This is a genomic window from Streptomyces massasporeus, from assembly GCF_014648995.1.
GTDB lineage: Bacteria > Actinomycetota > Actinomycetes > Streptomycetales > Streptomycetaceae > Streptomyces > Streptomyces massasporeus.
Genome location: NZ_BMSE01000002.1, coordinates 746,537 through 759,610, shown reverse-complemented (window position 1 = coordinate 759,610; position 13,074 = coordinate 746,537). Strand labels below are relative to the sequence as shown.

Genomic DNA, 13,074 nt, shown 5'->3' with positions numbered 1-13,074 from the left:
GTGGTCCGTGGCCGGTCGCGCCCAGATGGCGGAGCCGCGCACGGTGCAGCCCCGCGCCCCTCGCACCGCGACCCCTCGCTCCGGAGATCTCTTGCCCTCTTCCGTGCCTTCCTCCACGAACAGGACGATCCCGAGAGCTGCTACGCGTTGCTCGCGCGCGACGCCGTGGACCAGGTCGAGGCCTACGACGGTCCTGTCGCGGGGCGTACCGTCCTGGACATCGGCGGCGGCAGCGGCTACTTCACCGAGGAGTTCCGGCGCCGCGGTGCCCATGCCCATCTGTTCGAACCGGACATGGCCGAGCTGGGCGAGAAGCCACCCGACGGCACGGTCGTCGCCGACGGGTACCTGCTGCCCCTGCGGGACGGCGTCGCGGACGTCACCTTCTCCTCCAACGTGCTGGAACACGTGGCCGATCCGGAGACGTTCCTCAGCGAGCTCGCCCGGGTGACGCGGCCCGGCGGGCTGATCTACGTGTCCTTCACCAACTGGCTGTCGCCGTGGGGCGGGCACGAATGGGCCCCCTGGCACTACTTCGGTGCCGAACGGGCCCGGGCCCGCTACCTGCGGCGCACCGGCACCCCCGCCAAGCACACGCTCGGCGAGAACCTGTTCGCGGTGCACATCGGCTCCACCCTGCGGCAGGTGCGCGCCCGGGACGACGTCACGGTCGTCTCGGCGCGCTCCCGCTACTGGCCCTTCCTCGCGGAGACCGTCGTCAAGGCGCCCGGCATCCGCGAGTTCGCCACCTGGAACCTCCTCCTCATACTGCGGCGGTGTCCCCCATGACGACCACGGTCCAGGCTCCTCCCCCGGCAGCCGTCCCCACCACCGCGACCACCGCGGGCCCGCCCGACGGCCCGCGGTCGCGGCGCTGGCTGGCGGCTTTCTGGGCCGTGGCGTTCGTGCTGTTCCTCGCGGTGCGGCCGGGGCGGCAGACCTTCGACACCAAGCTCGGCGTCACGGTCGATCCGGGGCAGTTCCTCGCCGATCTCGGCCAGTTGTGGCACGACCGGGCCGGGTTCGGCGGGATCCAGGACCAGTACGTCGGCTATCTGTGGCCGATGCTGCCGTTCTACTGGCTGTGCGACCTTCTGCGGCTGCCGGTGTGGCTGGCGGAGCGGCTGTGGCTGTCGCTGATCGTGTCCGTCGCCTTCTGGGGAGCGTTGCGGCTGGCGGAGCGGCTGCGGGTGGGCAGCGGGGCGTCCCGGCTGCTGGGCGCGGTGGCCTATGCGCTGTGGCCGGTGTTCACCACCGTCATCGGGTCGACGTCCGCCGCGGCGCTGCCCGGCGCCTTCCTGCCGTGGGTGCTGCTGCCGCTGACGAACGAGCGGTACGCGGCCCGGGTCGCGGCCCTGCGGTCGGCGCTGCTCGTGCCGTTCATGGGCGGGGTGAACGCGTCGGCGACCCTGGCCTCCCTGCTGCCGGCCGGACTGTATCTGCTGTCCCGGCCGCCCGGACCCCGGCAGCGCAAGCTGATCGCCTGGTGGGCCCCGGCCGTGATCGTGGTGACCGCCTGGTGGTGGGTGCCGCTGCTGCTGCTCGGGGTCTACGGCGAGAACTTCCTCCCCTATATAGAGACGGCGCAGACGACCACGGACACCATGTCGGCGACCGAGGCACTGCGCGGCGCCGGGAACTGGGTCGCCTATCTGCACCTCGGTGAGGCGTGGCTGCCGGCCGGCTGGGCCGTGGCCTCCTCCGTGATCGTGATCCTCTGCTCGGCCCTCGCGGCCGGACTCGGACTCGCCGGACTCGCCCGTCGGGACATGCCCGAGCGGCGGTGGCTGGTACTGACGGTGCTCGTGGCGGCGCTCGTGCTGCTCGCCGGGTACGGCGGCGCGTTCGGGGCGCCGTTCCACGGGGTCGTGCAGGGCTGGCTGGACGGGTGGCTGTCGCCGTTCCGGAACATCTACAAGTTCCAGACCGGTGTGGCGCTGGCGCTCGCACTGGGTCTGGCGCATCTGGTGGGTGTGGCCGCCGAGCCGCGCGGGGCCCGGCGGGTGCGCGGCCGGCGCTTCGCCCCGCTGATCGCGGCCGTGCTGATCCTGCCCGGACTGCTGTGGCCCTACCTCAACGGCTCGATCCTCAACCCGGGTTCGTTCCAGAAGCTCCCCACCTACTGGCAGGCCACGGCCGACTGGCTGGAGAAGTACTCGCCCGACTCGCGTGCCCTGGTCGTCCCGGCGACCGCGCACGGCGTCTACTCCTGGGGCTCCCCCGTCGACCAGCCGCTCGACGTGCTCGCCGAGTCGCGGTGGGCGCAGCGCGACTACGTGCCGTTCGGCACGCCCGGCAACCGGCGCGCGATGGACGCCGTCGAGCAGGCGCTGCTGTCCGGCTCCCACGTACCGGGTCTCGCCGACTACTTGAGCCGGGCCGGGCTGTACTACGTCGTCGTCCGCAACGACCTCGACCCCGACCAGATCGGCTACGTGCCCACCACGACCGTCAAGCGCACCCTCGAACAGTCGGGGTACGAGCGGGTGACGGGCCTCGGGCCGGTGATGACCGGGGGCCGGATCGCGCAGGACGCGCCGCTCCAGGTGGAGGGGCTGTACCCGCGGCAGCGGGCCGTGGAGATCTACCGGCCCACGGGTCAGGATGTGCTCCGGCCCGGGCAGGCCGGGCTCGCCCCGGTCGCCGACACGGCCGTGGTGTCCGGCGGGCCCGAGGCGCTGCTGCCGCTGGCGGAGCGGCTGCGCGGGCGGGCGACCGTCCTGACCGGCGACAACCACCCGGGGCTCGGCACCCCTGCCCTCCAGGTGGTGGGCGACGGGCTGCGGCGGGCGGACACCCGGTTCGGGCTGGTCAACGCCGGCACCTCGTACACGTACACGCGCGACGAGCGCAACGCGCCGGACGCCCTCCAGGACCCGGGCGAGAAACCGCGCCAGATCCTGCCCGCCGAGGGCACCGGTCACCAGACGGTGGCCGAACTGCGCGGCGCCCGCTCGGTGTCGGCGTCCTCCTACGGCAACTGGCTGTTCCACCTCCCGCAGTACGACCCGGTGAACGCCTTCGACGGCAACCCGGACACCGCGTGGGCGGAGGGCGCGCCGGACACACCGGACGGGCAGTGGCTGCGCATCGGCTTCACCGGCCCCTTCGACATGCCGTCCTCCTTCAAGGTCACGCCGCTGCCGCAGGAGAGTGTGCGCGCGGCGGCGACGAAGGTCCGGGTGGAAACCGAGAAGGGCGAGAGGACCAGCTTCCTCCGGCCGAACGGCATGACCCAGCGGATCAAGGCCCCCGAGGGCGCGACGCGTTGGATGAAGCTGACGATCGTGGACTCCGTGGAGCGCCGGGCCGGTCTGACCGGCGCCGGCTTCTCCGAGATCGACCTGCCGGACGTGCAGGTGACACGCCTGCTGCGGCTCCCGGCGGACGCCGAGGACGCCACGTCGGCCGCGACCGTCGTCTCCCTGCACCGCGCCTCCGACCCGACGGGTCTCTCCGCGACCGGCACCGAGGCCGGACTGCACCGCCGCTTCACGACCCCGGCCTCCGGGACGTACGAGGTGAAGGCGAGCGCGGTGCCGGTGCCGGGGGAGGAGTTCGACGAACTGCTCTACGAGGTCGCGCCCGAGCAGCAGGCCCGGATCGTCGCCACCGCCGACTCCACGGCGAGCCTCGGCGCGGGCCTCACGGCACGCAACCTCACCGACGGCGACCTGACGACGGCGTGGGTCGCGGGCGACCGGCCGACGATCCACCTGCGCTGGGAGGGCAAGCAGCCGGTCGGCGAACTGGTCCTGGCCCCCGCGGGCGGCCTGTCCGCCCGGGCCTCCGAGGTGCACATCAGCTCCCCGGACGGCGCGACCATCGCCGGCGTCGACGAGAACGGCTGGGTCCGCTTCCCGCCGATCACCACCGACCGGCTCGACATCACGATCACCGAGACGGCCCCGCTGACCCTGCACAATCCGGTCGCCGACGAGGACCTGCGCCTCCCGGTGGGCCTCACGGAGGCCTACCTGCCCTCCCTCGACCAGTACCGCACCCCGCGGCCGGACGGCACCCGGAAGTTCTCCCTCCCGTGCGGCAAGGGCCCGGACGTGGCGCTGGACGGCGAGCTGTACCAGACGAGCGCGAAGGGCACCGTGCGGGACCTGGCGGAGCGCCGGGGCGTGGAGGTGACCCTCTGCCAAGACGGCCGGGACGACACCGAGGTGCGGCTCTCCTCCGGCGACCACCGGCTGGAGGGCGGAGACGCCGGCCCGCTCGCCCTGACGGACGTGACCCTGACCCGCGGCACGGTGCCCGAGGCCGCCGCGGCCGGGCGCGACCTGAGGATCCGGGACTGGCTGGGCGACCGGCGCGCGGTGACGGTCGGCTCGGGCGCGGCCTCGTACCTCACGACGTACGAGAACTTCAACGACGGCTGGAAGGCCACCCTGGACGGCAAGGAGCTGACCCCGGTGCGGCTGGACGGCTGGCAGCAGGGCTGGCGGGTCCCGGCAGGGGCGGGCGGCAGCGTGACGCTGACCTACGAGCCGGCCACGACGTACGACGCCGCCCTGATCGGCAGCGGCGCCGGCATCGCGGTCCTGCTGGGTCTGGCGCTGTGGCGCCGCCGCGCCCCCAACCCCGACGCCCCGCAGCCGGTCCCGCCGCTGCCCGGGCTGTGGCTCGGCACGGTGGCGCTGACGCTGGTCGGGGTGGTGATCGCGGGCTGGTTCGCGCTGCTGGTCCCGGCGCTCGCGCTGCTCGCCGCGCGGCGGCACGCCCTGCTGGTGCCGATCGCCTTCGCCGCCCTGGCCGCTGCCGGGATCGTCGCGGCGTTCGGGGCCGGGGAGCCGGTGGGCGCGGGCGGGGGGGCGTTCGGGCACCTGGCCCAACTGCTGGCGCTGATCGGCCTGTTCGCGGGACTGGTGAGCCTGCGCGAGGAGCCGCCCTCGCAGGCGCCGACGCAACAGCTGCCGAGGACGGAGACCGGGGAGGGCAAGCCCGTATGACGGCACCGGTACGCATCCCGTTCCCGGTGGTGGACGAGGTGTCCCGGCACTGCCTCCAGGAGGCCGAACCGGAGACGGTCCACATCGAGGTCCACCTCCCGGGCCCCCTCGACCACGCGCGGCTGCGCAAGGCGTTCCTGGAGGCCCTGCACCGGCACCCGCGGATCCTGATGCGGGAGGCGCGGGGGCCCTGGTACCGGCGGCAGTACGAGTGGGAGCTGACCCCGGAGCCCGACGTGGAGGTCGTGACCTTCACCCCGCCGGGCCCCCGCGCCCTGCACGACGCCCGGGTCCGGGCCCTCGCGGCGGCCCCGCCGCTGTCGATGTCCCCGCCGATCCGGCTCGAGGTGGTGGACTCGGTCCTGCTGCTCACCATCAACCACACCGCCCTGGACGGCCCGGCGTGCCTGCGCGTGCTGGCCACGGCCGCCGAGCTGTACGGGGGCCGGGACAACGCCCCGGCGGCGCCCCCGACCCGCCCCGCCGAACCCCGGCAGGAGGTTCCGGACACCCCGGGCACCTGGTCACCCCCCGCGCGGGTGGCGCACGGCACCCCCGAGCCCTCCCCCGGCAACGGCCTGCTCGTCACCGAACTCCCCCTCCCGCACCGCCCCAAGGGTTCCCCGTACACCGTCAACGACCAGCTCATGGTCACCACGGCCCTGACCATCGCCCACTGGAACCGGGAGCACGGCGCCCGCCCCCGCCCCCTGCGCATCACGATGCCGGTGGACGACCGCCCCCGCGACACCACGATGCCCATCGGCAACGGCACCCGCCTGGTGGAAGTCCCGTACGCGCCGCGGGAGCTGGACGTCACCGACATGCCGGCCCTGCTGCGCCGCACCGCGGAGCGGACCCGCGCCCTGAAGTCCCTCCCCCGCCCCCAACTCGGCCACGGCGCGGCCCTCCTGACCTCCCCCTGGGCGCCCGTCACCGCCCGCGCCGCCCTCACCCGCACCCTGCGCCGGGCCGCCGCGCCCTGGACGTCGACGACCCTGCTCAGCAACATCGGCCGCATCCCCTACCCCCTGGACTTCGGCGAGGAGGCGGGCCGCGCGCACGCGGTCTGGTTCTCGGCACCGGCCCGGATGCCACGCGGCCTGACCGTCACCACCGCGTCCACGGCCGGCCGTCTCCACCTGGCCCTGCGCTGGTCGAAGGCCCTGCTCAGCCACGGCGACGGCGTCCACCTCCGCGACCTCTTCGAGCACTACCTGCACACCACGGAGGTGACCCCGTGACCGCACCGGCCACCACCGGGCCCCCGCCCCGCGACCTGCGCGACTTCTACGAGAACCCCGCCGTGCCGGTCGCCTCCGGCACCCCGCGCAGCCTCCGCCAGGCCCGCATGCTGGCCCGGGCCCTGAGCGGCCCGGCGACCACGAACCCGCGGACGATCATCGACATCGGCTGCGGGGACGGCACCGCCGCCGCCACCGCCGCCCCGCTCCTGCCCGGCCACCGCGTCATCGGCGTCGACTGGTCCCAGGACGCCCTGCGCCGCGCCCGCACCCGCATCCCGTACGCGGTGCGCGGCGAACTCACCGGCGGCGGGCTGCCGTTCGCCTCCGGGTCGGCCGACGCCGTGCTGTTCAGTGAGGTCGTCGAGCACCTCGTCGACCCGGACGCCGCGCTCGACGAGATCCGGCGGATCCTGCGCCCCGGCGGCCATCTGATGCTGTCCACGCCGAACCTGGCCGCCTGGTACAACCGCGGCCTGCTGCTGGCCGGGGTGCAGCCGGTGTTCTCGGAGGTCAGCCTGCGCGGCATCCACGGCCGCCCGGGCAAGGAGGTCGTGGGGCATCTGCGGCTCTACACCGCCCGCGCGCTGAAGGAGTTCGTCGCCGCGTCCGGATTCGACGTCGTACGACTCGAAGGGGCTCCCTTCCACGGCGTGCCGCGCCCGCTGCGCCCGCTGGACCGGCTGGCCTGCGCCCGGCCGCAGCTCGCGTCGATCCTGCTGCTGCACGCCAGGAGGACGTAGCCCATGTGGTGGGGAGTGGCCGCGGCCCTGCTGGCGAACACCCTCTACAGCCTGGGCTTCGTGCTGGAGAAACGTGCCCTCACCGCCCTGCCCGAGGTGACGATCCGGCAGCCGGCCCGGCTGCTGCGCCTCGTCCTCGGCAGCCCCCTGTGGATCGGCGGGTCCCTCGCCCTCGCGGCCGGTTTCGCCGCGCAGCTCGTCGTCTACCGCACCCTGCCGATCGCCGCCGCCCAGGGCATCTTCGTCTCCGGCCTGGTGCTGCTGGTGCTGCTGTCGGCGCGGCTGCTCGGGGAGGAGACGTCCGGCCGGGAGCGGTACGCCCTGGGCGCGATCCTGCTGGCGCTGCTGATGGTGGTGCTGTCGCTGCGGGAAGGGTCGGACACCGTCAGCCAGGACGCGCCCTACCCGCTGATCCTGCTGGTGTGCGTGCCGTCGCTGGCGGCCGGGGTGTGGCTGTACGCCTCGGCCGAGCGGCGCACCCGCAACCGGCACCGGCGGCCGACGACCGGCGTCGAGTACGGCGTGGCCGTGGGTCTGCTCTACGGGGTCAGCTCGCTGGCCATCAAGGGCGTCTCCAGCCGGCTGACGACCCGCGGGATCGGCGGTGCGGTGCTGGACCTGCTGAGCTCCCCCTATCCGTATCTGCTGCTGTTCACCGGTGTGTTCGGCCTGGTGATGTCGCAGGCGGCACTGCAGCGCTGCCGGGCCTCGCTGATCGTGCCGGTGTGCACGACCGTGACGAGTCTGTTCACGGCGGTGCTCGGCACGCTGTCGTTCGGCGAGGCCCTGCCGGGCGAGCCGCTGCGGCTCGCGCTGCGGGTGGCGGGCACGGCCCTGGCGGTGGCCGTGCTGCTGACCATGCCCAAGCACGACACCGCTCCCCAACCCTCCCCACCCGCCAAGGAGCTGACATCCCCTTGAAGCCCGACGACCCGCTGCTGAAGATCCTGGCGTGCCCGCTCGACAAGGGGCCGCTGCATCTGCTCGCCGAGGAGGCCGGGCGGGAGGAGGCGCTGTACAACCCGCGTCTGCACCGCCGTTACCCGATCACCGACGGCATTCCGCAGTTGCTGCCGTCCTCGGGCGAGCAGGTGCCGGACGACGAGCACGAGGAACTCCTGAAGAGGATGGCGCCGTGACCAGCCTGGCGGCCCGGGTCGCCCCTCTGCTGCCCACCCGGCTGGTGGCCGCGACGGCCCGGGCGCTGTACCCCCGGTTCGAGCCGGAGCTGGCCCGGCTCGCCGAGCTGTGTCCGCCGGGCTGCGGTACGGCGGTGGACGTCGGCGGCTGGTACGGGCCCTGGACGCACCGCCTGTCCGCCCTCGCCGAGCAGGTCGTGACGCTGGAGCCGGTGCCCCATCTGGCGCGGCTGCTGACCGCCGCCGCCCCGCCGAACGTCCGGGTGATCCGGGCGGCGGCCTCGGACCGGCCGGGCATCGCACGCCTGTGGCTGCCGTCGGACGACTCGGGCGACCGGGGCGTGTCCTCGCTGGTGCGGCGCGACATCCACGGCCGCGCGCTGGACGTCCCCTGCGTCACGCTGGACGAGCTGGGCCTGCGCGATGTCGGCTTCGTCAAGATCGACGTGGACGGCAACGAGCCCGCCGTGCTGCGCGGCGCGACGGGCCTGCTGGCCCGTGACCGTCCGGCCCTGTTCGTGGAACTGGAGTCCCGCATCCAGCCGATCGCGCCGGTGGTGACCTACCTGTCGCTGCTGGGCTACGACGGCTGGGTGCTGCCCGGCGACACCTGGGTGCCACTGGCGAAGTTCCCGCTGGAGGACCACCAGGCCCGCGCGTCCTACGTCGTCTCCCACGGCCTGCTCCGCCGCGTCCTGCCCTCCCCGCTCCTGCGCGGCCCGCGCTACGTCAACTCCGTCCTGTTCCTGCCCGACGGCCGCCGCCCCGGCAAGGCCCCGGTGGGCGACCATGGGTCCCATGCCCTCCGCAAAGCACCCCGCTAGCCCCTTCACCCCGCTCGACTTCCAGCTGGTGCTGCTGCGCCGCATGGCCGACCACAATCCCGGGCTCGTGGAGGACGCCCGCCATGAACTGGGGGTGTCGATCGCGGACATGCGTGAGGCCAACCGAAGGTGGCAGGCGATGGTCCGCTCCCCGCGCTCCCGCGCGCCCCTGTCCCGCTACCGCCAGGTGCTGGGCGAGCCGGAGTCCCGTACGCCGCGGCGGATCGGCGATCTCGACTGCGAGGCCTGGCTGTGGCCGGTGCCCCTGTGGCCCTCCTTGCGCTTCGAGGTGCTGACCGCCCCGAACCGGGCGGTGTGGAACGAGTGGCTGGTCCGCGCGCCGGGCGCGAAGGGCCCCGAGCTGCGCACGCTGGACGACCTCACGCCCTGGTCCTGCACGGTCGACGAGGCGGCCCGCGCCTTCGCCCCGGCCCGCCCCCTGGAGGGCACGGCACCGACCCGGTGGGGTCTGGCGTTCACCGCGCCGGACGCGCAGGGGGTGCGGCGGGAGGCCGTCGCGGAGTTCACCTGGGGGCTGGTGCAGCGGGTGTCGGTCACCGGCGCTCAGGTCTGAGCTACGCGAGTCCTGGAGGGCGGCGGGGCTTCGCCGGTACGCACCACCACGCGAGGACCGCCGCGCCCAGATAGGCGAGGGCCCCGATGCCCATGCTGGTCCGGATCCCGGTGCCGTAGTTCGCGGCCGAGGCGAGGAGGCTGCCGCCGAGTGCGACGCCGGTGGCGCTGCCGACCTGGCGGGTGGTGTTGAACAGGGCGGAGGCGGCGCCCGAGTAGGCCGGGGGCGCCGCGCCCATCACGGTGGCGGTCGAGCCGGTGAGGGCGAAGGAGGTGCCGAAGCCCGCGGCCATCATCGGGGCGACCAGCAGCGCGTAGGCCGGATCGGCGCCCGCCGCGGCCCAGCCGGCCAGCCCCAGGGCGGCCAGGAGCATGCCCGAGATCACCAGCGGCCGGTCGCCGGTACGGCGGGACAGCCGACCGGACAGCACCGAGGCGAACATGGTCATCGCCACCGCCGGGAACAGCGCCAGACCGGTGCCGAGGGCGCTGTAGCCGCGCTGGTGCTGGAACTCCAGGCTGGCGGTGAACACCATGCCGTAGAAGCCGAAGTTGAACAGCAGGCCGATGACGGCGCCGCCGCCCATCGCGCGCGAGCGCAGCAGGCCGAGCGGGAGGGCCGGGGACCGGGCCAGTCGCTCACGCACGGCGAAGGCGACGGCGGACAGTACGGCCAGGCCCAGGCCGGCGAGCACGGCCGGGTCGGACCAGCCGCGCCGCCCGGCCTCGTTGAGCCCCGCGGTCAGCAGCGCCACCGCCGCGACGACGGCGACCTGCGCGGGCCAGTCCAGGGCCCGGTCGGCGCGCCGGGGTGAGCGGGTCACGTGCCGCAGGGTGAGTGCCAGGCAGGCGGCGCCGACGGGCAGGTTGATGAGGAACACCCAGCGCCAGCCCACCGTGGAGACGAGCAGCCCGCCCAGCAGCGGCCCGGCGGAGGCCGCGATGCCCGCCATCGAACCCCACAGCCCGAAGGCCCGCGAGCGGACGTCCGGTTCCGTGTAGGCCTGCTGGAGCAGGGCCAGCGAACCGGGCACGATCAGCGCCGCGCCCAGCCCCTCCACCAGCCGGGCCACCACGAGGAAGGGCGTGCCGGGCGCGAGCGCGCAGGCCGCCGAGGCCGCGGTGAACACCGCCACGCCCCAGCAGAAGACCCGTCGGTTGCCCAGCCGGTCCCCCAGTGCCCCGCCCGTCAGCAGGAAGCCGGCGAAGACCAGGGTGTAGCCGTCGGTGATCCACTGGATGCCGGTGAGCGAGGCCGACAGCTCCCGTCCGACCACCGGCACGGCGACGTTGATGACCGTCACGTCCAGGATCACCATGAAGTACCCGGCGCACACCGCCAGCAGCGGTGCCCAGGACCGTCGCGCGGGCTGCGGGGCCGGCTCGGGAGAGGGCATGGCCCTACCTGTACACCAAAAGCCCCACCGAGGGATGTATGCCCCACCCGTGGGGTCAGTCGGCGGCGGCCAGCACCGCCCGCACGACCGGCGGCACGGAGTCCGGGTGCAGATCGAGGAACAGGTTCGGCTCGATCAGCTCCAGCTCCATCACGCACGGCTCGCCGTCCGGGCCGGTGACGAGGTCCACGCGCGCGTACAGCAGATCCGCGTCGACGGGCACGGCGGCCAGTGCCTGTTCGGCGACGGCGAGTTCGGCGGGGGTCGGCTCCCAGCGGCGCAGGTCGGGGTGGGCGACCTTGTCCGCGTCGTACGGCGTGCCCGGCGCGAGGACGGCGCCCTTGACACTGGCGTGCAGCAGACGTCCGCCGAAGAACTGCAGGGCCCGCTCGCCGTGCGTGTCGATGCTGCTCAGGTAGGGCTGCACCATGACGGTGAACCCCTCGGCGTGCATGCGCTCGACCTGCCGTTCGGCGGCGTCGCGCTCCCCGGCCGGGTGGCGGGCGGCGTACCGGGCTCCGGCCCCGGAGGCGGGCTTCACGACGAACTCGCTCTCGGCGGGCAGCTCGACGGGGTCGCCGGGAGCGAAGTACCGGGTGGGCACGGTGGGCACTCCGGCCTCGGCGAGCTGCCCGAGGTAGCGCTTGTCGGCGTTCCACCGCACGACACCGACCGGGTTGGCGAGCCGGGTCGCCTTCCCGCACCGCTCGGCCCACGCCGTGAACTCCTCGGCGCGCCAGCTGTAGTCCCAGGTGGAGCGGATCAGGGCGAGATCGAAGGCGGCCCAGTCGGCCGCAGGGTCGTCCCAGGGGACGGCGACGGCGTCGGCCCCGGCCGCCCGCAGTGCCGCCACCAGCACCGGCAGGTCCCTGTCCTTGTGCTCCTCGCCGCGGGGGTCGTAGGTGACGACGGCGATGCGCGGGGTGCCGGTCACGGCGACTCCATCCTCGTACGGGCGATCGATTCGATGTCCGTCGCAGGCTAACAATCCCGTCCGGAACCGCGACACCCCGTTTGACCTTCACCTTTGGTGAAGCCCCAGCATCGGTGGCGGAACGGACGAGCGCGAGGTGCGCGAACCGCGGGGGGACCTATGGCCATGCTCACGATCGGCGCGTTCGCGAAGGCGTGCCGGCTCTCGCCGAAGGCACTGCGCCTGTACGACGAGCTGGACCTGCTGCGGCCCGCCCGCGTGGACCCGGACACCGGATACCGGTACTACGCGGCCGGCCAACTGGAGCGGGCCCGGCTGGTGGCGTGGCTGCGGCGGCTGGGCATGCCGCTGGCCGAGATCCGCCGGGTGTGTCTCCTGCACGACCGCGATCCGTCGGCCGCCGCCCGCGAGATCCGTGCCTACTGGGCGCGGGTCGAGGCGGAGACGGCGGTCCGGCGGGACCTCGCCGCGTTCCTGGTCGATCACCTGACGACGGACCCGAACGGGCCCGGGAAGGACACCGCCATGCTGGAACTGCGTTACTCCGCCCACTCGGACACCGGCCGCGTGCGCCCCGCCAACCAGGACACCGCCTACGCGGGCACCCGGCTGCTGGCCGTGGCCGACGGCTACGGACCGGCGGGCGCGCCCGCGAGCAGCGCCGCCGTGGAGGCCCTGCGCTTCCTGGACACGGACGAGGTGCCGGCCGGCGGCGTCCTCAACGTCCTGGAGGACGCGGTGCGGGGCGCCGAACAGGCCGTCCGGGACGTCGCCGACGGCTCCGACGACATCGGCACGACCCTGACGGCCCTGCTGTGGACGGGCTCACGGCTGGCGCTGGTGCACATCGGCGACTCCCGGGCGTATCTGCTGCGCGACGGCGAGCTGTTCCGCATCACCCACGACCACACGATGGTGCAGTCGATGGTCGACGAGGGCCGGCTGGCGCCCGAGGAGGCGGTCTCCCACCCCCAGCGCGCGATGCTCCTGAAGGCCCTCACCGGAGGCGGCACCGGCACGGCCCCGGACCTGCGCCTGCACGACGCCCTCCCCGGCGACCGCTATCTGCTCTGCTCCGACGGCCTGTCGGGCGTCGTTCCCGAGGACCGCGTCCGGGAACTCCTCGTCACGCCCGCGTCCCCGGACGAGACCGTCCAGGCCCTGGTCGCGGCGGCGAACGCGGCGGGCGGGCCGGACAACGTCAGCTGTGTGGTGGCGGACGTGGTGGAGAGCTGACCCGGACGGCCCAGGACCGGACCGCC

At 74.2% G+C, this 13,074-nt stretch carries 11 protein-coding genes; 9 read left to right on the top strand and 2 right to left on the bottom strand.

The window, feature by feature from the left end; translation table 11 throughout:
• The 8 genes from IE153_RS08230 to IE153_RS08195 are packed head-to-tail and all read left to right on the top strand — an operon-like array spanning position 1 to position 9,482.
• Positions 1–789: a class I SAM-dependent methyltransferase gene (locus IE153_RS08230; RefSeq protein ID WP_189589067.1), complete on the top strand. Its 789-nt coding sequence runs from the start codon at positions 1–3 to the stop codon at positions 787–789.
• A complete protein-coding gene (locus tag IE153_RS08225; RefSeq protein ID WP_189589066.1) occupies positions 786–4,958 on the top strand; it encodes an alpha-(1->3)-arabinofuranosyltransferase domain-containing protein in 4,173 nt (1,390 codons plus the stop codon). Before IE153_RS08230 ends, IE153_RS08225 begins: the two co-directional genes overlap by 4 nt.
• Positions 4,955–6,202, top strand: a complete 1,248-nt coding sequence (locus IE153_RS08220; RefSeq protein WP_189589065.1) for a condensation protein — start codon at positions 4,955–4,957, stop codon at positions 6,200–6,202. Before IE153_RS08225 ends, IE153_RS08220 begins: the two co-directional genes overlap by 4 nt.
• A complete protein-coding gene (locus IE153_RS08215; protein ID WP_189589064.1) occupies positions 6,199–6,945 on the top strand; it encodes a class I SAM-dependent methyltransferase in 747 nt (248 codons plus the stop codon). Before IE153_RS08220 ends, IE153_RS08215 begins: the two co-directional genes overlap by 4 nt.
• 15 nt (positions 6,946–6,960) lie before the next feature.
• Positions 6,961–7,866 (top strand): hypothetical protein, encoded by a 906-nt coding sequence (locus tag IE153_RS08210; RefSeq protein ID WP_189589269.1) that lies wholly within the window; start codon positions 6,961–6,963, stop codon positions 7,864–7,866.
• On the top strand, positions 7,863–8,084 hold the full coding sequence (locus tag IE153_RS08205; RefSeq protein ID WP_175432374.1) for a Trm112 family protein: 222 nt from the start codon (positions 7,863–7,865) through the stop codon (positions 8,082–8,084). The genes IE153_RS08210 and IE153_RS08205 overlap by 4 nt, the downstream gene beginning before the upstream one ends.
• Positions 8,081–8,908, top strand: coding sequence for an FkbM family methyltransferase (locus IE153_RS08200; protein WP_189589063.1), 828 nt, complete (start codon positions 8,081–8,083; stop codon positions 8,906–8,908). Before IE153_RS08205 ends, IE153_RS08200 begins: the two co-directional genes overlap by 4 nt.
• Positions 8,883–9,482 (top strand): hypothetical protein, encoded by a 600-nt coding sequence (locus tag IE153_RS08195; protein WP_388318305.1) that lies wholly within the window; start codon positions 8,883–8,885, stop codon positions 9,480–9,482. The genes IE153_RS08200 and IE153_RS08195 overlap by 26 nt, the downstream gene beginning before the upstream one ends.
• 1 nt (position 9,483) lies before the next feature.
• Here the strand turns inward: IE153_RS08195 and IE153_RS08190 are convergent, their stop codons facing one another.
• Complete coding sequence (locus IE153_RS08190) at positions 9,484–10,878, bottom strand: MFS transporter (RefSeq protein ID WP_189589061.1); 1,395 nt, start codon at positions 10,876–10,878, stop codon at positions 9,484–9,486.
• A 55-nt stretch (positions 10,879–10,933) separates the two neighbouring features.
• Positions 10,934–11,812: an ATP-grasp domain-containing protein gene (locus IE153_RS08185; protein WP_189589060.1), complete on the bottom strand. Its 879-nt coding sequence runs from the start codon at positions 11,810–11,812 to the stop codon at positions 10,934–10,936.
• A 159-nt stretch (positions 11,813–11,971) separates the two neighbouring features.
• Between IE153_RS08185 and IE153_RS08180 the strand changes: the two genes are divergently transcribed.
• Positions 11,972–13,048 carry a MerR family transcriptional regulator gene (locus IE153_RS08180; RefSeq protein WP_189589059.1) on the top strand — a complete coding sequence of 359 codons (1,077 nt, stop codon included), beginning with the start codon at positions 11,972–11,974 and terminating at the stop codon, positions 13,046–13,048.
• The last annotated feature ends 26 nt before the right edge of the window (positions 13,049–13,074 follow it).